This window comes from Paenibacillus sp. 37 (genome assembly GCF_008386395.1).
In the GTDB taxonomy this organism is placed as follows: domain Bacteria; phylum Bacillota; class Bacilli; order Paenibacillales; family Paenibacillaceae; genus Paenibacillus; species Paenibacillus amylolyticus_B.
In genome coordinates this window covers 58,525-81,891 of the sequence record NZ_CP043762.1, presented here as the reverse complement: position 1 = coordinate 81,891, position 23,367 = coordinate 58,525, and the positions used below count along the sequence as shown (strand labels likewise).

At 37.0% G+C, this 23,367-nt stretch carries 17 protein-coding genes; 16 read left to right on the top strand and 1 reads right to left on the bottom strand.

From position 1 onward, the window contains the following. The first annotated feature begins 109 nt into the window (after positions 1-109). From F0220_RS30635 to F0220_RS30570, 15 genes are all read left to right on the top strand, one after another. On the top strand, positions 110-1,408 hold the full coding sequence (locus F0220_RS30635) for a sensor histidine kinase (RefSeq protein WP_149846994.1): 1,299 nt from the start codon (positions 110-112) through the stop codon (positions 1,406-1,408). Positions 1,409-1,543: 135 nt separating this feature from the next. After that, positions 1,544-2,185: a flagellar brake protein gene (locus F0220_RS30630; protein WP_091037139.1), complete on the top strand. Its 642-nt coding sequence runs from the start codon at positions 1,544-1,546 to the stop codon at positions 2,183-2,185. A gap of 216 nt (positions 2,186-2,401) precedes the next feature. After that, positions 2,402-2,821: an AbrB/MazE/SpoVT family DNA-binding domain-containing protein gene (locus F0220_RS30625; RefSeq protein WP_149846993.1), complete on the top strand. Its 420-nt coding sequence runs from the start codon at positions 2,402-2,404 to the stop codon at positions 2,819-2,821. A gap of 277 nt (positions 2,822-3,098) precedes the next feature. Then, positions 3,099-3,632, top strand: a complete 534-nt coding sequence (locus F0220_RS30620; RefSeq protein WP_149846992.1) for a hypothetical protein — start codon at positions 3,099-3,101, stop codon at positions 3,630-3,632. A gap of 45 nt (positions 3,633-3,677) precedes the next feature. Further along, on the top strand, positions 3,678-4,190 hold the full coding sequence (locus F0220_RS30615; protein WP_149846991.1) for a hypothetical protein: 513 nt from the start codon (positions 3,678-3,680) through the stop codon (positions 4,188-4,190). A gap of 256 nt (positions 4,191-4,446) precedes the next feature. Continuing rightward, positions 4,447-4,833, top strand: coding sequence for a hypothetical protein (locus F0220_RS30610; protein WP_149846990.1), 387 nt, complete (start codon positions 4,447-4,449; stop codon positions 4,831-4,833). A 200-nt stretch (positions 4,834-5,033) separates the two neighbouring features. Then, positions 5,034-5,732, top strand: a complete 699-nt coding sequence (locus F0220_RS30605) for a DsbA family protein (RefSeq protein ID WP_149846989.1) — start codon at positions 5,034-5,036, stop codon at positions 5,730-5,732. A gap of 637 nt (positions 5,733-6,369) precedes the next feature. After that, positions 6,370-6,945, top strand: coding sequence for a hypothetical protein (locus tag F0220_RS30600; protein WP_149846988.1), 576 nt, complete (start codon positions 6,370-6,372; stop codon positions 6,943-6,945). A gap of 814 nt (positions 6,946-7,759) precedes the next feature. Beyond that, positions 7,760-8,920 carry a hypothetical protein gene (locus F0220_RS30595; RefSeq protein ID WP_091037163.1) on the top strand — a complete coding sequence of 387 codons (1,161 nt, stop codon included), beginning with the start codon at positions 7,760-7,762 and terminating at the stop codon, positions 8,918-8,920. 605 nt (positions 8,921-9,525) lie between these two features. Beyond that, a complete protein-coding gene (locus F0220_RS30590) occupies positions 9,526-11,076 on the top strand; it encodes a hypothetical protein (protein ID WP_091037166.1) in 1,551 nt (516 codons plus the stop codon). Positions 11,077-11,220: 144 nt separating this feature from the next. Further along, positions 11,221-12,294 carry a hypothetical protein gene (locus tag F0220_RS30585; protein ID WP_188310591.1) on the top strand — a complete coding sequence of 358 codons (1,074 nt, stop codon included), beginning with the start codon at positions 11,221-11,223 and terminating at the stop codon, positions 12,292-12,294. A gap of 143 nt (positions 12,295-12,437) precedes the next feature. After that, positions 12,438-12,839: a DUF8808 domain-containing protein gene (locus F0220_RS33140; RefSeq protein WP_223200055.1), complete on the top strand. Its 402-nt coding sequence runs from the start codon at positions 12,438-12,440 to the stop codon at positions 12,837-12,839. Between the two features lie 17 nt (positions 12,840-12,856). Further along, entirely contained in the window at positions 12,857-13,441 is a 585-nt protein-coding gene (locus F0220_RS33135) for an HNH endonuclease (protein WP_223200054.1), read from the top strand. 19 nt (positions 13,442-13,460) lie between these two features. Then, positions 13,461-13,781: a nucleoside triphosphate pyrophosphohydrolase gene (locus F0220_RS30575; RefSeq protein ID WP_149846986.1), complete on the top strand. Its 321-nt coding sequence runs from the start codon at positions 13,461-13,463 to the stop codon at positions 13,779-13,781. Between the two features lie 322 nt (positions 13,782-14,103). Beyond that, positions 14,104-14,625 carry an AbrB/MazE/SpoVT family DNA-binding domain-containing protein gene (locus F0220_RS30570; RefSeq protein WP_149846985.1) on the top strand — a complete coding sequence of 174 codons (522 nt, stop codon included), beginning with the start codon at positions 14,104-14,106 and terminating at the stop codon, positions 14,623-14,625. A 798-nt stretch (positions 14,626-15,423) separates the two neighbouring features. Here the strand turns inward: F0220_RS30570 and F0220_RS33500 are convergent. After that, positions 15,424-15,516, bottom strand: coding sequence for a hypothetical protein (locus tag F0220_RS33500; protein WP_411157711.1), 93 nt, complete (start codon positions 15,514-15,516; stop codon positions 15,424-15,426). Positions 15,517-16,436: 920 nt separating this feature from the next. Between F0220_RS33500 and F0220_RS30560 the strand changes: the two genes are divergently transcribed. Then, a complete protein-coding gene (locus tag F0220_RS30560) occupies positions 16,437-22,970 on the top strand; it encodes a fibronectin type III domain-containing protein (RefSeq protein ID WP_188310590.1) in 6,534 nt (2,177 codons plus the stop codon). Positions 22,971-23,367 lie beyond the last annotated feature (397 nt).

The window sequence follows — 23,367 nt, the reverse complement described above, 5'->3', positions numbered from 1 at the left end:
AAATTTAAAATATCACTTTAGTACATATCTTTCAGTATCCTTGAATAAATAATGGAGGATAGTGTCGATAAGGATAGAGAAGTATACTTAATCAAGCTGGAGGAACAACATGAAGGCTTTTCTGTTCAAAACGAAGCAAGTGAAAATCATTCTTATAATTGCTATTTTACTACTTACTATTTTAGGTCTATTAAATCAGACATACTATAACTCTACTCGAGAAGCGCTAATTTACGAGCAAGTTGAAAAAATGAAAGCTGAAGCATTAAACATTAGCATCTCTATTCAATTATCACATAGGGGGGGGAGGTCATTAGAGAATTTAATTGAACAGAATGTAATGTCAACTTCATTACGAGAGGTAACGGTGTTTGATCCATCCATCTTTCTTAAACAACAGAGGAAACATCAGAAAATTGGTGATACAGAGTATTATGATCAAGGAATCCTTTTCGGTACTTACCAGTATGACATTGAAGAAGATTATGATTACGTGAGAAGGGCATATGAGGGTAAAAACGACCTTAACTTTGAAACTGAAATGGACCGTAAACCCATTCTTAAAGCTTACTTCTATTTCCATCTTGGGTATCCCGTGATCATTAGTATAGTATCGGACATTAGCAAAATTAATAATTACATGGTCTCATTTCTTCTTAAAATACAGTTGCTGATTGGAATTTCTGCTGTACTGGTATTGATTGTACTAGGAATTATATCGAGAAATTACACAAGTAACAAAATTATGGCGCTACAATCTGAAGAGGCAGCATTTTTTAGTAACATGGATCTTCTCTTCACGACGGTTAAGGAACAACGACATGACTTTAATAATCATATGTTCACTATTCAATCGCTTATAGCTACTGAGCAATATGAGGAACTTAGAAAGTTTACTGTTGAGATGATTGGAGAAGTAACAATTATCAATGATATGATCAATATTAATTCACCGGCACTAGCAGGTTTGATACAAGCTAAAATAACACATGCTACAAACCATAATATTACATTTAGTCATGAGATTAGCAGCATGCAACTCGAATTTTTGAAGAGTACTGATCTTGTGAAAATAATAAGTAACCTGATTGATAACGCCTTTGACAGTGTAAAAGCACTACCTGAGCAAGAAAGAAAAGTAGAGCTGACTGGTTACTTAGAAGATGATCGATTGTTATTCAAAGTATTCAGTAGTGGTCCTCCAATTCCTGAAGATTTAATTGATAAACTCTTCGAAAAAGGATTCAGTACCAAAAAGGATAAAGGACATCATTCTGGATTGGGTTTATATATAGTTCAGAGGATCATTAAACGATATCATGGTCGCATAACTGTTGATTCAAGAGTCAATGGAAACACATTTACTATTTCGATACCTATAAAATCAAAAGAGATCTGTTCTCTCTAAGAGGTTTACCGTCTCTTCCGATTATGATAAAATGAATCAGAAATGAATACATCTAACGCGAAGCACGCGCATGTCCTAAAGGACTGCCGTGCTTTTTTTGCGTTTCGAACTACTTAGGAGGGATGACAAAAAATAATGATTGCTCTTGATGCATTATTTGTTGATCAATACGTGGAGCTTGAAGACAAACAAGGTAATATGTTGGTTGCACAAATCAAAGCTATTGATTCAGAGACATTTCGAATTGGCTCCATTGTGGTTAAACATCGGATATCGATACCTAAACTCGTAAAGAAGGAGGTTTACATATATTTTGCAGGAGGATCAGGAGAAAAATTTCAATTCAAGACTTGTGTTCTTTCCCAATCTAGAGGTGAACCAGTAGAGCTACAGCTTTCCATTCCAGAGGACGTTTCCATATTAACGGTACAAAAGAGAGAATTTTTTCGGGTACCTGCAACCGTGAGTTTTAAACTTGATGTTGGAATAAGTGATCATCCGATGAAAAGTTATATCACGAAGGATATAAGTGGAGGTGGGCTTTCATTTATAAAAGATGGACATTTGTTTGAATACAATTCGGAAGGGCTCAACGGATTATTATTTATCGAAACAAGAGATTCCACTCATGAAATTCCCTTTAGAGGGAGATTCGTGTATCAGAATTTAATTGAAAGTGGTCTTCAAATTGCATTAGAATTTACAGATATACGGGAATCACATCGAGACATTATAATAAAATATTGTATGAGAGTTCAATTGCAGCGTAGACTTTAGCATGAATAGTCGGTCTAATATTAACTGCATTAATGATTTATGATGCTAATTTCTAATGACGTAAGCATGTTGAATTAAGAATATTTATGAATAATCCAGCACCCCATCAAAATCTATGAGATAAAATGTATTGATGGGGTGCATGTTTCTTGATTGTTATAGGAAATCATTGTGATATAATATAATGTCTAAAGAAAGGTTGAAAGGACGTGAGCGATGAGTTTTGTACGAAAGATTGAAGTAGAAGGTAGATTATCTATCCCTAAAGAATTTCGAGACAGGAACCATATTTATTGTGGTAGTGAACTCATCATTAAAACAGAAGTGGATAAGTTGATTCTTATAATTCCTCAATCAAATTGTATACTTTGTTGTAAGAACACAGGCTCGAAGCTTATTGATTTTAAAGGAAAAATTGTGTGTTATCAATGCCTAAAGATGGTGAAGGCTAACTCTACAGCGTTAGAGAGAACTGAAGAACTACTTGATAAGACAAGCAGAACCTCTAATCTGATTAAAATGAAAAAGTTAATTGAACTAGATCCTGAGATTAAGCAATATCAAATTGCTGAAATATTAGGCATTTCTCGATCTAGAGTTTCTCAAATGAAAAAAAGTCAGAAAACGAGCTTGTAACAAAAGAGAGTATTTGGCTGCATTCAAACTGTATAGGGACAATGCAGTATGAGTAGTTATTACATAGTCAGAGCAGGAACATAGAAAATAAAAGTCTGAGATCTCTCTAAAAAAGATTGGGTAAAGCGTTTATGGTAATTCTATAGACAGATTTTATCCCAGAGAATATAATGGAATTAATTAAATAAGAGAAGCGAGGAAGCACCTCGCACTTAGTCATTACTAAGTGTGTGAGTGCTTCCTTTTTTTGCGTTTTTAAATATACAGGGGGTTAGTGATGAATACGTTGGATGTAGTAATCAATCTGCTTGAAACAGGGAAATCAATATATTTATTAGATAATCAAACAAACGCAATGACGAATAAAAGGGACGCGATACACAAAATTGCCCAGATAATTAATGAACTCCTTGGTTATGATCGTACTACTGTAGTGACAGATTATATTGATGGGAAGTTGAATCTGAAAAATACAATTCTTAAACTAGTTGTTAAAGACACCGAAATATCAACTTCTTATCCATCAGAATCGATTGTAGGTAATATTGGACATTCTTATTCGAATTCAAATCTAGTCACACTACCTATTAAAAATCCAGTACAGTCATATTTTCATGGTAAATGTATTGAGGCTGTTCGGAAAGCCTCGGAACAATATGGTAGTTTTCTCTCAAGAAGTGATTACACAACTTTCGCGCAAAACAATCAAGGTTATCCTTGTGCAGAAACCATTATTAAATACCTGGGGCAAGGTTCGACAAAGTGGAAAATAGCTATATCGAACGCTATACAGTTAAGGTTGGCAAAGTAAAGAATCTATCGAAATTATAAAATTTATTGATAGGGAGAGAAGAGAATGGCTCATTATCTTAAAGTAAACAAAGGAACGGAACAGTGGAGTGTTATCCATCATCAGTTTACATATCATGAAAAGTGGTTTAAATATAACGATGAAATTAGTAGTTTTTTAGGTTGGGATGTTAAGGCGGAATTTGGACTATATATGAATGTAGAAGTTTTAACACTAGAAAGGGAACACCTAAAAAAGTATAGGCCCGAGTGGATCGAGCAATTTAAAAAAAACTCCACACCGGCTGAGGCTAAAATGAAATCGCATGTAAATAAATCTTGGATCAAATTATGTAAAGAATTAGGTTTAGAAGTTGCAAGATTCATTGATGTCAGGATTTCAACTGCTCTTCTTAATGAGCGTATTAACGTTCATGAACTGGAGGATTATTATATAGAAATACATAGTGAGAAGGTCTTTTTGCCAAACAATTATAACTGGGGGGAAGAAGTTGATACCCCTTCCTTTTTAAGATTACAAGCCGATCATATTGAAATAAAGAAACTACAGAGCGCGTGAATGTCTTACAGGCCCTGATCAAAGGACCTTTTAGATGTTAATGAGTATTTACTTGAAATATCCTACAAAACGAGCATCCTGCGTGCTACATCTAAATTCACTTGTACTTGCCTAAGAGCATTATTGTTTGTTTACACGCTAGACGCTCAAAGGATATAATAAAAGCAACTGAATAAGGACATGAGGAAGTACCTCCTACAACTGCTTAGGCTGTTGCATGAGGTGCTTTTTCTATTTATAAGGAGTGAAATGGATCGTGAGGAAATTCATCCGCAGCATTTCATTATTGATGGTTGTATTTATTGCTAATGGATGTACTCAGTCAACAAGTGTCTTACCTACCCTGCATGATTTAACCGAGAATTCCTTCATAGCTTACGATGAAACAATATTATCAGGTAAACAAGTGAATAGAGTATTGGATCGTTATACAGAGGTCGTATCTATTGTTGTTGTGAAAGACGGAAAAAATTACGTTTTTGGTGAACAAGCGATCCTAATGGATTCAAATATTAAAAGAACTACTAGTGATATATTTGATATAGAAACTCTTATAAACATTGATGCAACCTATAAAAGCCTTGTATTACGTGACCTCAACAATGATATTGTGGGTATTAAACTAATAGAGAGCATTCCCTAAGGACTCACTTGAGTCCATTTAAATTCTTAAAAGTTTGATTAGACACCAATCCAATCAATATCCACTTGGTTTTGTGCACAAGCTGATGTATAATCTAAAGTAATTGAATATCCGGAAGAGGAAGCACCTCAATAAGACCACATGGTCTTATTGAGGTGCTTTTTTGTTTTTTCGGTATAAACTAAGAGGGAGTGTTATAAATGAAAATTGAGAAAAAAAGGAACTCATTAAAGAAAGGGATAATGGTATTTACCTTTTTGGGATTACTAGTAGTTCTTCTTATGGTTCTTTTATCAGGTTTCAAATCAAAAGAGGAATTCCCCACTTTTCAGGATGTAGACAGTAAAATAGAAGTCATGGCAGGCGATTACAAACTCAATAAACAAGCTTATATAGGTGATCCACAAGCGCCGGTTAAGGTCATTGAATTCGTCGATTACAAATGTCCCTATTGTAAGGCCTGGAATAATGACAATTTCGATAAATTCAAAGAAAAGTTTATTGATACAGGCAAAGCCCAACTCTATGTAGTTAATTATCCTTTCTTAGGTCCAGACAGCATAAAGGCAGCTATGGTAGGAGAAATTCTTTGGAGTCAAAATCAAGAGGCGTTCTGGGAGTATCACCATGCAATTTATATGAACCAAGGAGAAGAAAGAACCGTTTGGGCGAATGAAAAGTTCCTACTTAAATTAATCGATGAATATGTACCGCATGGTAATTCTAAATTGGTTGAACAGAGTTTAAAGAAACTAGAGGGGTTATATGAAGTAAAAGAAGATTTTAAAATCACCTCCATCAATGGCGTTGCGAGTGTACCGACATTTGTTGTAGAGGGAGATAAATACGTTAATCCTAGTTTAGAACAGTTATCTGAGATCATAGAATCAAAAATGTAATTCAAACTTATTTTATATGATCATCAAATTTAGTATGTTTTCTCACAACCAACAGGGGAATTGATTGCGCACATTAATTGTACATATTAGAGAAATCAAACAGCAGGGGTATCCTCTGCTGTTTGATGTTTTTCTTGAGTAACCTACGAAAGAAGAGAAGAGAATACTTCGAGGCTCAGTGATAGTCAGAAGCTCCGGATAGGAATAGAAAGTAAATTAAGGAGCTTCCATCCTGGAATTTTCCTAGGGGATGCAGTGAGCTCATCTCTGTCGACGAAATTGTAAAGTCTTTACGGACAAACGATACAAGAATGAAAAAAAAGATGTCGAGCTCTTAACTGGATTCTTGAACAGCTTACTTTAAGCAAAGATGGTTAATTACAGGTATTATTACAGTTTATCGGAATTGTAAACTGAATAGTCATACTTACTGAGTAGCTCAGTTATCTTATGTCCAGTGTTGCTAGTACTCCATAGGTATTCAGCTATTTTATTCTGTGGAGTAGAGTAATCAATTAATGTTCGTAGATATCTTTTAGAACTGTAAGTAGATAAAATTCAGATCTTTGGGAATATGTTCATATATTTTGGGATATAAATAGAGATATCAATATATCAAAATCAGGGAGTGTTCATTATGGAATTGCGTAAAGACAGTTGGGACGTTGAAGCAGATTTGTTTTTAGCACAGACTGTATTACAGCATATCGAATCTGGAAGTACACAACTTAAAGCATTTGAAGAAGCTAGTGAAAAATTAAAAAGATCAAAAGCAGCGTGTGGTTTCCGCTGGAATGGATCCTTACGTAAAAAGTATGAGGACGCTATTCGAAAAGCTAAACAAATCCGAAATCAAAACAAAAATGATGGAAGTATTGTAACTATAACTAATTCAAATACGATTGCTCATGAACTGAGTCCCAGAGAAGAAAATAATACGGTTTATTCACTTCAAGAACCAATTCAACTAGACCAAGAGTTTGTAGTTACCTTTAATGAAATTATGGATAATCTGAATTCACATATTTCGTTGCTAAGACAGATGACTCTAGAATTAGCAGGTCGTCTCGAAGAAGCGAATAATAAGAATGAGAAGTTGAAAAGTGAATATGCAAACTTACAAAGTGAAATAATTAACGCTGTTGACATGAATGTTTTTATGAGACTCGCTGATAAGATATCAAATAATAAAATGGAACAAATAACTGGGTAAACAAAAAGCAGCCGCGAGCTGCTTTTTTTATTTTCTTCCAGCTTGTGAAACATCAACTTAACTAAAAGATCAGGAGCAAAATGGATTATAAGTATTTTTGGGATATTATACCTATATCCTTTGATCATTTAGTGGTAGAATATTCTTGTTCTTGGCAAGTTTGATAGGTATTACGGAACAGAAAACTACATTCAAGATTATGGGAAGGACGTGTAAATGAGCAGCATAACACATTCACATAAGAGCAGATCCCTAATAAAACTAACTCAATGTAGAAACACCCCACGTAACATTTAGATTCAAATTAACAAATCTGTTTAATCTCAATCTGAAAAAAAGGTCAATCCTAAAGAATACATAGCTTATATCAAGGAAGTATAGTCTGCTTTTAACATGTGGAGCGTGAAAGAATTGAAAAATCCGACTCAACTCTTATTAAGTGGTGCATTGGTATTGGGGATGTATTGATTCACCGGAAACACAAATCAGGCTGCAGTTACCTTATTTAAAGATGTACCTGCCTGCCATCGATGCAGCCGTAGCGAATGGCTATTTCAAAGGATATATTTGTTGGCACATTTAAGCCAGGTATGATGGTAACCCGTGCAGAGTTTGAAACATTTCTGGCTTGAGTGAGGAAGAAGTAAATGATGCAGTTCTTTAGGTTTCCTAAAACCCTCGGATTATCCGAATAGGTTTAAACCGAGCACGACGTTGACACGCGAAGAAATGGCGAAGTGGATCATCTACCAATGTGATTCAAAAGACTTATTATTGAATTTATTTTTTTCAAATTATCGATTAAGGGGACCTTATGAAAAAACTTAACTTATGCTTTCTTATTGTTATATCGCTCTTACTAATGGCTAATCCTATATCAGCAGCATCCACATCCTATGATTCTTTGCCTACGCCAGATTGGAGCATTGCACATAAGGATAGCTCTGACATTATAAGAAAAGTGGCACACTTTGCAAGAACAAAGGATTATCTTTATTTTATGGATTCGTCAGGGAAGGTCACCGTGTATAAAGAAAAAACCAGAGCTAAAGTTGGGACAGTTGATGTCATTTCATCTTCCCGTGTGATTTTTGCGAAATTTGGTTATAAAAATGAAATTTTCTCTAATGGAAATATGTCATTTATTACTGCTTACATGGATGAAAAAAAGAATCGAGAATTCTTCCAACTCCGTGTGTATTCTCCAAATGGTAAAAAACTATGGGGTTATACATTTACAGAGAAATCCTCCGACGAAGTAGGATCTTACATCATGAATGATGGTACACTGCTTGTTCATTTAAAACTAAACACCTCCAAATATGTGACATATCGTTTCAGTGCCGATGGTAAACTACTCAATAAGAAATCAATTAACGAATTTATGTACTACAAACAAAATGGCTTTATTACCACTCTTTCTAATTGGTCCTCAGCAGGTGAATACAAGTCTACGCTTTCCTTTTATGACGATCACTTGAATAAATCATTTAGTTACCGGAATATTGGTTTGTCTTTTATGGGTATCTTAAAAGATAAAACAATGTTATTTACAAAATTTGATCAAGGAGAGACAACGGCAGTTATTGCTAAAAACTCACAAGGAAAAACACTCTGGACAAAAACACTGCCAGAGTCAGCTGGTCCTTATATTGGTAATACGAAAATTTCAACTAACTCATTTTTAATGAAAAGTAAGACTTCGATTTACGCTTTTGACTCAAAAGGATTTATAAACAAAACCAAAATATCATCAAATTCTTTTGAGTTATTTGAATCGGATGAAGGTTCAACCATTCTTTTTCAAGATCAAAACCAACTTGGAATTCTGGATCGAAAATCACTAAAAATTAAATCACTGTACAAATTCAACATGGATTTAGGAGACGGACAATTATACTATGAAGGTAAGGGGATAGTTTACGTCCTGAATTATGCTTCAAGTAATGTGAGTAAATTTACTCTTTCATATTGAATTGAATGACGACCTCTCAAAAGGAGGCCGTCGTTTCTATTTCAGAAATCTTCAGAAAGAAAAAAGAAAGAAGAGCTTCTTCAGGATCTAATTGAACGTTTTAGTTAACTCAAGACTTTCTTGCAATGATGGCTTTCCTCATCCTGTAAGTCGTTTCGTAATACGTGCCGGAATCAAATAATGCAATATAAGAACTGCTTTGCAAACAGGATTCATGTCCTTACGATAAACAACATATGTTGCCTTGAAGGCGCCTGTTCTGCTCTCAGCTTATGATTGATCTCCATCTTGCTCGATAGCCATCCATTTCGCCTCATTCCCATGTCTGTTCGTGATACAAAATTTATGTAAGTCTTTGCGTTTCTTTGTGCTTACTCAATATTTAGCTTTCTTTTAACCTATAGCAGAAGGTAGATCTATTATTTTGACAAAGAATTGTTAGGTAGTTTATTTAAGCTGAGAGTTTATCGTTGATACTCCATTCCAAGACGAACGCATCCAACCATTAATTATGGCAATTATCTCACTCGAGAAGATTGAAAATGAATCCTTAGTTTGTAATGATGATATACCTAAAATAAATTGATTTGGATCGGAGAGTACTAATGAAAAAGATACATAATATAGCGGTTATAATCGTGTTGTTACTTGTTTTAGAGTGGACTGTTCCTGGAAAATTAGCTATGGCTAATGAGATTCCAACCGATAGTAGAGATAAGATCTATTTTGAATGGATGCAAGATTCGAACTTTCGTAATAGAACAGGAGACGCCATTATTCGGAAAACTACAGTAGACTATCATACAGGTTTATTTACCAGTGAAGACACAGTGGTAGATTATGTAGATAAGTCTTCGGAGTACAACTTCAGAAAGATTAAAGGCATGAATACAAAAAATCCATTGATAAGCTATTCGATCCTACAGAGTGGTTCCACCGAAAAAATTGTGAAGTATGATAGCCGCACTAAGGTATTTTCCATTATTGCTAACCGAAATACAGCGAATGGAAGGATAGACGGCGTTTATCCAGATGCAAACATGTATGTAGTAGAGAAAGGAAGTCGCGAATACCTGGTGTACTCTATATCGACCAATAAGCTTATACATACAGCCAAAGAACGACCTACCGAGCATAACGATATATTTGTGACGAATGTATTGTATCGTAATTATTTTGATCCAGCACCTAAAGTAGGCGCATTATATGTCGAGGCAGGATTATATTTCGATTCAAAAAACTATACCTATGTTACATATCCTGGTGAATTCCCCTACGAGATCAGGCCTGATGGAAGTAAACTGAAACTTAAATCTTATCAAAAAAACAACTCAGATGACTTTGTGTACAAAAGAACATTAAGTTCTTCTGTTGTATATAAGCAAACGAAGAAAAAAAGGTCATACAAGCATGAGCTTATTATTCATGGTAAGTCACATACTTTGTTAGAGTCTGATACGAGCAGAGCAAATTATGCATTTGGTATCGCTCAATTTAGCCCTCATGGGAAATATGTTGTGCTGTGGGTCAACTATACAGAGAACGGTAGAAGAGTCAAAGGTAAAGAGGAGTACCGTATATTTGATACCTCTAATGGGAAGTTAATTCAAACAATACCGATTAATTCGACAGGTTCATCTTCTGCCATCGACTATGGCATGAGTTGGATGGGTGGCACCGATCATATTATTCAATCTGGCTTGCTAAATTTTGGAGCGTATCGAATTGTAGGCTCTGATCTGATGACACCTCGAAGATACGGCAATGTCGTTGATTACTCACACGCAGATTCCTATTTCTATACGTTTGGCATGGATAATTATTTAACTATTAATGACCCTATACCAGTTAAATTCAAAAGCAAGTACATGCAATATGGGGGACAAGGATCGTTTCGAACGACGGACCTGACAATATATTCTCCAGTAGATGAACTTGTGAAACTGCTGGGGGGTAACATAGATAACAGCAATGGCAAGATCACTGTGACTTACCAGGAGAGTTCTTTTACTCTAAATCGCAGTAAGCAAATTGTATGGAAGAATAGAGTGTATTATCCATTACGGGAGTTATTAACCGGGATATCCCTGAAGCTCCTGGTTGACACTAACTATCTAACGTCGAATGACTGGAGAGAACTGCAGATAATAAAATAACGTTCCACAATGAAGTTACAAGATCGAATTCATTATTTAAATCAATAATTTTAAGGAGCTACTTTATGAGAAAAACACTATTAACACTGACCGGTTTTATTTTTCTACTCTTAATGACGGCTACTCTTAATGACGGCTACTCCTATGTATGCAGCACCAACATCCTATGACTCCCTACCTAAGCCAGACTGGGTTGTTACACACGATGAAGTTAGTAACTTTGGAAAAATAAAAGATTATCTTTATTTGATGGATTCCTCAGGAAAGGTCACCGTCTATCAAGAAAAAACAAAGACTAAAATAGGATCTGTTGATGTCATTTCTTCATCATGGGTGCAATATAGTGGTGGATTTGATTATAAGAATCAAATATTATCCAACGGAAATATGTCATTTATTACATCGTACAAGGATAAGAAAAAAAATAGAGAATTCCCTCAACTTCGCATTTTTTCACCAAAAGGAAATAAGCTTTTGGATTACACGTTCACAGAAAAAACTACGAATGAAGTTGGGTCTTATATTATGGACGATGGTACATTGCTCGTTTATTTAAAACTTAATTCTTCTAAATATATGACATACCGTTATAGTGTAAATGGAAAATTACTTAGTAAGAAAATGATTAATGAATTTATGTATTATCAACAAAATGGATATATCTCAACCATTTCTAATTGGTCCTTTGCTGGGGAGTATAAAAGTACACTTTCTTTTTATGATGATCAATTGAGAAAAGAATTTAGTTATCGAAACAATGGTTTGTCTTTTCGGGGAATCTTGAAAGATAAAACGATGATATTTACAAAATTTGATCAAGCTGGGTCAACGGCAGTCATTGCTAAAAATCCACAAGGAAAAACGCTCTGGACGAAAACAATATCAGAGTCTGCTGATTTTTTAATTGGAAACACAAAAAATTCATCTAACTCATTTATGCTACAAAGTATTAGCTCCATTTATGCTTTTAATTCTAAGGGTTTTGTAACTAAATCGAAAGTTTCAACTACAGGTTCATTTTGGATACGTGAATCAGCAGATGACAAAACTCTTCTCGTTGAAAAACAAGATGGACTTCTAATTTTAGATCGAAGAACGCTAAAAACCATAACCTCATATAAAATAGACACTTCGGATAAACAATTTAATTATGCCGGTAACAGGGTTGTTTACATTGTGGATCCACTGACTAGTAATGTGAGTAAATATACACTTTAATATCGAATAGAATGTTGTTAGTTGCAGTGCAGTGGACTTGCCGAATTCTCATTGGACAAACTTCGATTGCGAGTATTGGTAATGAAAGTAAAATCTCTCATAGTTCATAGATGGATGTTGTATCAGCATTGTGAAATCACAATATGATAGATCGGGGTAAAATAGTGGACTTCTTAGAAAAATGGCTACACATAATCCGTAATTGTTCTTTTGATAACACCTACAAAATGGCTTGGGCTAAAGCAATTACAGAAATCGCAGTAGAGCAAGAAAATTCAATTGAAATAGAAGAAGCATTTCTGGTTGAAATTCAGTTAAGGGATATTGCCAAAAAGGTTCTTCGCTATTATTTTGAACAAACCCTATTCTTTGGTCTTCAGCAAAGTTCGAATCCTGTGAAGCCGCCTGTCATCGTGACCATTACGAGGGAACTGATAGCTATTTATCAGGCCCGTACAAGCTCGATTAAGCCAGTAAAATGGTTTAAGTCGAATATGAGGCGGTATGCAGTTCAGAGTATGAGAAGGCTGTTTCTTCTACCGTAAGAGCACTGAAATCGGACGTGAGTTACCGCTTCTTACGTGTTGAAGGTAAGGACGTGGAAGGCGTATATCAGTATGAACAGAAGGCGGATAGTTTATTTATGCAAGGAGAGGATGTACTTGCGCTTAAAGGTAGTCGCCTAATTGTATTCGATGCCATTAATTATCGATGGACCCAGATGTTAGAGAATTTCAATCACTCTCCACGACTTTCAAAGAAAGTACGAATAATTGACGAAGATCAGGTACGTCGAAAACCACTAGGTAAGTTTGCAGAATTCATTGAAGCTGAGAACCCTGAATTTCACTGTTTTTTATGTGGAGAAAAAATAGTAACTGAGACACCTGCTATTGATCATGTTATCCCATGGTCATACCTCTACTCCGATGATCTTTGGAATTTGGTTTTTGCACATCGATCTTGTAACAGTAGTAAGTCAAATGTGATACCGCATGAGGAAAAGATTATTCGGCTAGAAGCAAGAAATCAAGTGCTTCTTCATCGTTTGAAGGAGAGTAGTAAGCTGAATAAACATGTATCTGAGCTTGAATTGGCTATCGAGAGCAACATCGTACGGAAGTTCTGGATTGCATGTCAGGGTTGAAAAAGATAGGGGGATTGAGATGAAGACTTCTAACAAACTTGTGCGTGATAAGATACCGCAAATTATTGAAACAAGCGGCAAATCATATAATGTGAAAGTCCTTAGTGAAGAGGAATATGAAACCGCACTTAAGCTGAAAATGCAAGAAGAATTAAACGAGTTTCTCGAAGCAAAAGACAGTAACGAGCAGATACTTGAGTTGGCTGACTTGTTAGAAGTAGTCTATAGTTTTGCCCTTAGCCAAGGTACAACGGTTGAGGAACTAGAGAATATTCGTAAACAAAAACATGATGAGCGCGGTGGATTTGACAAGAAGCTTATGCTTTTAACTGTCCAGTAGTCAACCCATCATATCAAAGGTGGAAAAATTGAACAACAACGGTATTATAATGATCTGTCTTAGTTTACTCAGATGATAATTGTAGTTGCAATATAAGTCGCTCTTTAGGCGGCTTTTTGTCTTTTTAGGCATTATTCTTCTATCAGGGGGAGAAGGACGGATTCAGATTACTGCTTACACGTTTGTTTGATGTTCTCATAAAATATTTCCTTTTGGTCTAGCACTAATAACACTCATAAACGTAAACTTGTTGTAAAAAATCATGTTCACTCTTACAATAAAAATAAGACATGCAGTTAATATTTTCGTGGGAGGAATTTCGATGAAACGGACTGGAATGAAGAGATCTTTGGACCGACTTGGACGTATTGTCCTTCCAAAGGAATTACGGGATACGATGGGAATTCATATCGGCGATCCGCTTGAGTTTTTCACTGAGGGAAAAGAGTTGATTTTAAGAAAGTATAAATCGACATTATGTGTGTTCTGCGGAGATCTGAATACAGATACGTATTTTAAAGAACAATTCGTTTGCCGGTCCTGTGCGCAAGACTTAAAACTTCAAGATAACATTCCCCAAGAGTACGTTCCTCAAATAGTAAAAATTCCTGCATCCCCGGAGGGTATCGTTACTGATTCTAAACAAGATACCTATAACGATTTCAATGAGAGAGCCAGCAACGATTATCCAGATTTGAGGCCAAAAACTGCTATAAAACTCAAACAGTTAAAAGAAATCATTGAGCAACAGCCCGACTTGTCTCAACAGCAAATTGCAGATGAGTTGGGCATTAGTCAAGGACGCATCTCCCAATTAAAGAAAATTCTTATGAAAGGAAATTAGTTCAGTTCCAAAAAAAAGAAAAATAGTTTTTGCTTACCTACCGATACAACTTCCAGATTGGCTATGTATTATATATAGTCTAACGTTAGAAGGAAATCTGTAGCCACTAGTCAGTACTGTTTATGATTTCTTATCAGCAAATTCGACAAACGGCAGAAGAATTGATTTTGATGTTGACTACTAGTACACATCAACTTGTAAATTACACATTTGAAGTCATTGAACTTAATGGTGAAGACACAGTAACATCATTCCATCAATGAGCAGATAATAAGTCAGATCTTGGTCTTTTTCTAATAGGTAATGCTGAAGGAGAACAGCTTTATTTTCTGATAATTGCATGGAATCAAAAAGTTAACGATAATTATTATTTAGTAACATTCCCTTATAATAAGTCACGACACAGAATTACATAAAACAGAAACATTCGGTAAAACGGCGGCTACTTCACTTGTTTGGAAGTATAAACCTATGAAACGAGATGGGAAAAATCAAGAAAGAAAACAGTATTTTAAAAATTACTATGGTAGACTGAACGTTAATATATCTCGACCTCAAGTTAACTCAGAGGTTTAGATGTTTATTGAGGATCTGTTCTTGCCGTGCAAAACCAGGATGAGGGCAGATGACTTATCTATACCTACTCGATAGATTGACTGAGTTTCCGGAAGGTCGTCTGTTGGAGAAACGTCACTTACAAAGAGAGTGAAACTTAACTTTGATTAAACTTGCTAAGCAGCTAGCAATTGATGGAGCTGCCATACTAAATAGAGATTCGATAGCATATTAATTTCCGACCTAGAATCTCTCATTTAATAGTTGGTATAATCTATTCTGTGAAGCCGTCCCAAATAACCTTATCTTGCATAATTCCATGTAACTGATATCCATCAACTGTTCGATGGTGTTAATTCTATGGCGCATCAGGCATAAATACATTCTCTTTTCAAATGAATGGTCCACGGGTGTTAAGAGCTCCTCAAGATCCAAGTTGTATTCAAAATTATCAGCCAAGTTGAAGATCTCTCGCAAACTCAATGTCCATTTGATTGCACCGATAGAACAAAACAAATACACATTCATTCTAAAATTTGCTGAAGCAAAATTATATAGGGAGATTAAAGACTGGATCTATGCCAATATGAATTACATATTCGTTGTGGCAGGGGACTGGGTTTCTCAGCGAACATTTCAAATGTTTACACTGCCCATATATCTACTAGAAAACAGATAACGATGATCAAGTAATGGAGATCTAATTAAATGACAGCAACCTAACAAAAATATATCTTACTTATCATGCATAGATGGGTAGGTGATAGTATGTTGATAGATAATATAATTAATGTTAAAGTTACATTAACTGAATAACTACAAATTGCGAAGCACGCGATTATCCTAATTAACATAGGGATAATTGCGTGCTTTTTTTGTTTTTATTTGGCAGCTCCTCCTCGGTGCGGCCGACACAGGAGGGTTTCCAAAACAAAATACTCATATGTAAAGTGGCTACGAAAGCCACGCTATGGGTGGAAAGGAGTTAAATATGTACGCTAACGATATGGGAGAAGGTTCTAAATTTACTTTTTTGAGAGATTCACATATTAAGGGAATAACCAATTTTCCGGTTTGAGAATTTGGATGGGTGGCGACTAGAAGAGATCCCTACGCCTGGTTGTTATTGTTTCACGAATAGTAAAGAATAAACTTTAACTTTTGGAAATCATTACAATTATGCCTGTTAAATGGCTCCGTCATATTTAGAATCAAAATCGAATGAACAGGAAGCATTGTCTATTAGAGATTCCATCTTGAAGAATAAGGATTTTTTACAAGTAATTAAAAAAACGAAAGAAGGCAGGTATTTTAAGATGAATAGATTGAGGAAAGCACTTATTTTGATGCTAACGATAGTCATTACCTTGTCTGGAATGACAATCTACCCAAGTAATAGCCAAGCTTCTGTTGCGCACAAGTGGTCTATGTACACAGTAAAGCAAGGGTATGCCTATTGGGACATAAGAGGTAATATATTTAAATCGGATTGGATTACGGGTTACAGCTCTTTTACTTTTGATAAGAATACTGGAACTTTTAACCTAGATGGTAATTACGGTCAAGCTAATACAGGTGTGGTTTATACTTATGATGATGCTCCTGGAAATAGAGGTAAAATAAAATATACTAGAGCATATAGTGAAGGTATGGCTGAATCAGGAGTTCTTGAAGCTTATGCCGCACCTATACCTGATACCTTAGTAGGGAGCGTGTACAGCTCTGTAGCCAATACCTACCCAAATAATGCTGTTGATCCTGATGGGTTCTATTATAAGTATGAGGGTACCATAAATAATAAAGTACCTGTTGTAGAAATTACTACTAAAGGGGATATGACCTACCTAAATGATCAGGAATCCTTTAGTATCTCTGGAACTGTACAAGATCCCGATAGCGACAATGTATTAATAACAGGGTTTATAGGTGGTATTGGTAAATCTGTAGAAGTCCATAATACAACTTCAAAAAGTCAATGGGTGTTATCATGGGATATAAGCGAGCTTCCATTAGGTACATATAGTCCCATTATATCTGCTGAAGACGGTATAGACATTGTAGAGGTAAAATATCAAGGTAATATAACTATTAAGCAACAAACTTATTATTACTGGAGCAAATTTAGAGTAGATAAAACACCACTTATCTCGTGGGCTAGATGGACATCTGATCAACACCCTAATTTACCTGGATTTTTCACAGGATACACTACTGATCCTGGAATGCATTCTTCTAAAGTTACAGGTACTTATTTTTACACACTAACTGCACAACAACCTGTAGGTTATATCCCACATTTTAATGATAATAGAAATGTAATTAGATATACCAGGGTTTCTGATCGTTTGTACTATCAAGAAGATCTACATTGGGCAGCGAATGGTGGACAAGATATAAAAGGTTCATTAGTACAAACTAACATTAAAGCAGCTCAAAACACTTATCCAGTAGATGGAGTTCACACTGATGGATTCTGGTACACAAGGGTAGGATTGGTGCCTAATACAAATCCAGTCATCAATGTGACTCAATCGGGTAACAAATCTATAAATTTAAAGACCGGGAGTGACACCTTTGTTATTTCCGGCACATCTACAGATGCAGATAACGATACCTTGTCCATTTCAGCGAGTATAGGTGGGGTAGAGAAACAAGTAGTTTTAAGTCAAACTAAGGATGATAAGGCTTGGACTCTTGTCTGGCGTACATCCGAGTTTAGTAGTAGTGGTACTTTCAGTAGGCCAGTAATTACAGTGGATGACGGTAAGGGTGGAATTTCAACAGCAACATATACAGGAAACCTAATCGTAAATACAGATTCCTTGTACTATTGGGATAAGTACACCACAAAAAATCAGGTGACTAGTTATAGAGAATCTAAAGGTACTACCTATAAAAGTGATATAGATAATATTTCAGGTTATCGTAACTATACGTTTAATAGCACTACTGGTGAATTCTCTGGTGTAGGAGAGTATCAAACGGCTCCAACATATCCAACTTGGGCAGGTACTAGATTATATTCGATCGGTTACCTCCGAAGTATGACAGAGTATGAAGTTACTAATCTGGAGCAAACTCAAGTTACTAGACATGAAGCTGTAGCTAACTCAACAAATAAGATTAAGGATACGTTAGTGCAGAGCAATATTTTAGATATAGACAAAACTTATCCGGATGATGGGTTACACACAGATGGTTTCTGGTATATTAAAAAATCAACCACAAACATGCCACCGGTACTTTCAGTAGATAATTCTGATCAAAATATCGGTACAGCATCTGAGAAAATCAGCTTGAAGGGTAGCGCATTTGACTCAGAAGGAGACGAAATTTCCATTTCAGCAACATTAAATGGTATTACTAAATCGACCAGTGTTACAGGAGCTGGAACTTGGAAACTTGATTGGGCGGTTAATGAAGTCCCGGAAGGAACATATACGAATGTTAAAATTAACGGAAATGATGGGAATAAAGGCACGGACACAATAACCTATACCGGGAGAATCAACTTTGATATGGTCGCTCCTGAGAAGCCGGAGATTACCTTATCTGAAAACGCATGGACAAACAAAGATGTGAAGCTGATAGCTAAGCATGGTGTCGATATTGGCAGTGGTGCGGATTACACTGAATATACGAGAGACGGTGAAACATGGCACAAGTACAATGATCCTTTAGTTATCGGGGATTCCGGAGAATGGACATATCAGTTCCGTACAAAGGACAAGGCAGGGAATGTTGGCCAATCAACGGAAGTCACTGTGCGAGTCGATAAGCAAGCACCCACAGCACCAGTGTTGAGTTTGTCTGAGGAATCCTATACACAAGATCCGGTAACGATTACCCTGAAGAATGGAACAGATGACCTAAGTGGGGCAGAACGGACAGAGGTTAAAGTAGGGACAGGAAATTGGACAACATATAATGGGGAAATGATTGTCGATGAGGAAGGAGAAACAGAAGTATGGGCGCGGACGATTGATGTCGCAGGTAATATCAGCCCTGAAGCAACTGCAAAGGTCCTCATCGATCGCACTGCACCAACAGAGCCGAGTTATACTCTCTCAGAGAGTCAATGGACAAACAAAGATGTGACATTCCAACTAAATGGTAGTCAAGACGCATCGGATGTATATTACGAGTACAAAATTGGTGATAGTCCTTACACTACGGGTGAAAGTGGCACCATTACAGAAACAGGTGAGCATACAATTACAGCTCGCGCCGTGGATGCAGTAGGGCTCATCAGTCCGGAGACTCAATTCGATATCCGAATTGACAAGGAACTACCTGATGTGGATTATACACCTAATGGACTGCAATGGTCGCTGCAGGGTACCGATGTTCAAATTAAGGCATCTGATAGGTTGTCGGGTGTAATTGAACCGGTATATGTAGAGATTAGTCAAAGCGAACAACCGAGTGAAGCATGGCAGGTAATGCCAGACAACGGCAAAGTGACCATAGAGGACAAAGAAGGTATCTGGTATGTGCATACACAAGTGAAAGACAACGCTGGAAACACCGGTACACATACGTCCAACCCATATCAAGTACAGAAGGCACCCGATGCCCCAACACTGGAAGCAACAGCAATCAGTGCTTCTGAAGTCAAACTAAGCTGGGATTTACCTGGCGGAAATCGATACACATCAGGCTACACGTATACCATCAAAAACATGAATACCGGTACAGAGAAGATATTGGAGTATCCGGTTCATGAATACGTGGACCAGCAGCTACAAGGTGGTCAAATTTATAACTATCAGCTGACGATTCGAAATCATGTGGGATCATCGGAGACACAAGTCTCTGCACTAACATATCCAGCTAGTCCTGGAGTCGAGATCAGTCCTGTCTTTCGGAAACCAGATGAAATGTTGATCAACATAGATTCTGTACCAACTGCAACCGATTATCGCCTAAAGTTGATCGATAACCAAGGTCAAATCATAGAAAACGGATTAGTTGCAAGCACTCAAAAAGCATTAACTGGACTAATTCCAGGAAGCAGCTACACGGTACAAGTTTCAGCAATTAATGATAGTGGTGAGGGCTTGGCTACAAGTGTCGGATTTTTAACTCTTCCGGAAACGCCAACAGGGTTTACAGCAATCGAGATTAAAGAAGATACCGTAAATTCAGAGTGGCAGAGCGTTACAACGGCAACCTATTACGATCTCTATCGGAATAACGAGCTCTTGTATAACGGGGGGGATCTAAACTATAAAGATACTGGCTTAACCCCTGGAACAGCGTATGAATACGTAGTGGCAGCTGGAAATGAAACGGGCGAAGGTGATGTCTCGGAACCTTTGAATGTAATGACTTTGCCTGAACAGGATAACTCCCTAAAAATGCACGGTTTTAGTACAACAGGATTCACTGCGCAATGGAACGGCGTCCCAAGCGCAATCAAGTATCTCCTTCAGGTGTATGATCTCGAACAAAATCTTGTTGCCGAGTATCAAGGTCCAAATCTGGAATATACGGCTTCAGGACTTGAACCAGGAAAGGAATACAGCGTGTCACTGGTAGCTTTCAATCGAACAGGTGCAGGAAAAGCGAAGATTGTAAGGACAGTGACATTACCGAGTAATGTTGAATCTGTACAAGTTACTGGGATTGGAGAAACAGAAGCGGAATTCAACATATCATCCGTGACGGGTGCAACTCATTATAAAATAGATCTGAATGGAGAAGAATTCCTGACGAATGATCTAAACTATGTTCTGTCACCGCTTCAAGGAAGCACGGATTATAGCGGGACCGTACAGGCTGGTAATAGCTCCGGTTGGGGCGAACCGACATCATTCAGCTTTTTGACTAAGCCGGTGCGACCATCATTATTTACGGTGAAGACAATCAGTGAAACGGGGATGACATTAGCCTGGGAAGAAGATAAAACGGCATCTCGGTATTGGATCACGGATGAGCAAGGTAGTACAACTGATATAACAGGAGCAGAATTTAACGTTACTGACTTGCAACCAGGAACAGAATACCGCTTTAAAGTATCAACCGAAAATGCGACTGGGATGGGGGATCAATCTGAGATCGTTTGGAGTACCCTAACCGAGGCACCAGATATAGATCGAGTGGATGTAAAAAATTCAGATGCAACATTGAGTTGGACTGAACCTTATGGAGCATTGCGATACGAGATTACAGACAAAGCAACAGGTCAAGTATATTACAACGGATCGGAACCTACTGCAAACCTTACCCACTTGAAAGTTGGATATGCGTATAATTTAACGTTATCAGCATTCAATAAAACGGACCACGCGTCAAAAGGTGTTCTTGTGAAACTGGTGACTCGTGCTGAATTAAAGAAAAGTAATGTCATCATTACTGATGTGAAGTCTAACTTAGTAACACTGGAAATCGTGACATCAGGACAGGAAATCCAGGAGTACGTCATTTTACGAAATGGTGTAAAAATTACGAAGGTAGAAGCAGAAAGCCTAGTGAGCTATACAGATACAAAGGTGGAACCAGGTAAGTCATATGAATATGAGATTGTGCCAGTAAATGAGGGCGGCGAAGGAAAAGGTGTCAAACTGACTACTTTAACGGCAACAAAGCCCGTGTCAGCTCCAGCGGTGAAATCAGGGGATGGTTGGACAGAAATTAGTTTCCAAACCGTAGAGCAAGCAAATGAGTATGTGGTTCTGGACAAGAACGGAACTGAATTGTGGCGTGGAGATACCTTACCGATACGTCTTGAAGGGTTAGAGCCTGGATCAAAAGCTGTTGTGAACATTGTGACAGAGAATGCAGCTGGGTATCCATCAGAACCAGTTTCAGTCACTGTGTGGACCTTACCATCAGTGCCTACGGGTATTGAATCAAGTGCTTTAGAGAGATCCATTACGCTCAATTTCAGCAATGTAAATAAAGAAGGGTTAACCGAATTTGTGATATATAAAGCTGGGAAGGAAATAGGACGTGTAGACGCTGCGGAAAAATCCTGGACAGATAAAAACCTTACACCGAATACAAAGTATGTATACGAAGTAAGGGCTGTGAATTTTGGAGGAGAGAGTACGAAGGGATTAAAAGTGGAACAAAACACGAAACAGGAACAACCTGCAAATCCAGGTAATCCTTCAGCTCCAATCCCTCCGTCAAATCATGATAAAGATTCAGAGAATCCTGAAAATGATAAACCTGATGATCATGTTAAAGGAGATCATCAGGATAATGAACAGTCTGGACCGGTATCGGGTGTGTTTAAGGATGTTTCCGATTCAAGTTTTGCTAAGAATGAAATCGAAACCTTAGCGAAAGATGGTGTAATAAAAGGCATTAGCACAAATGCTTTTGCTCCGAATAAACAGATCACACGTATGGAATTTGCAGCATTAATTGTGCGTGTTCTAAACGTAAATCCGGATGAATCCATAACAATGCCATTCCAGGATGTTAAAGATAATGCATGGTATGGTGCAGAACTAAACGCAGCTATTGTTAATGGTATTGCAAAAGGATTCAATAGCAATGAATTCCGACCGAATGCTGTAGTTAATCGAGAACAGGCAGCTAAGATGATGGTCAATGTGCTGATTAAGGGAGGCATAACTCCTTCAACTACAGCTCAACGATTCTCTGATGATTCGGATATTGCAGTATGGGCATTAGCGGATGTAAAAATGGCAACAGGACAGAAATTCGTACAAGGGTATCCGGACAATACGTTCCGTCCGAAACACGGACTGACACGTGCTGAGGCATCCGTAATGATTTACCGTTTACGCGATCATTTAAATTCAATTTCAAAGTGAAATGAATAAGCTATACAAACAACAATAATTTGATTAGCTTGAATGCGTGACTCTTTAGAAAACGGTAGGTACAGTCTGTCTCGTAGAGTCTGACGATAATTGAATATTTCACACAACTTAGGACGGCGATGGAGCCGTCCTATTTGTCTGTTCCGAAATATCAGTCCTAACATCTTTCAGGATCCCATACGTTGCTTTGGTCTTTTGTGCCGGGGGTATAAACAAGACTTTAAAAATCTTCCCTAGTCTTTTATAAAGAACAGATTTTCACTTTGATGAGTACCTATTTTAAAAGATCACGCCTGTGTTTGATTATATTTAACAAGAAGCTACTGAGAAGCATACGAGAAATAGGGATATGATAGGACTGGAATAATTCCAATCCAGAGCGAATTGA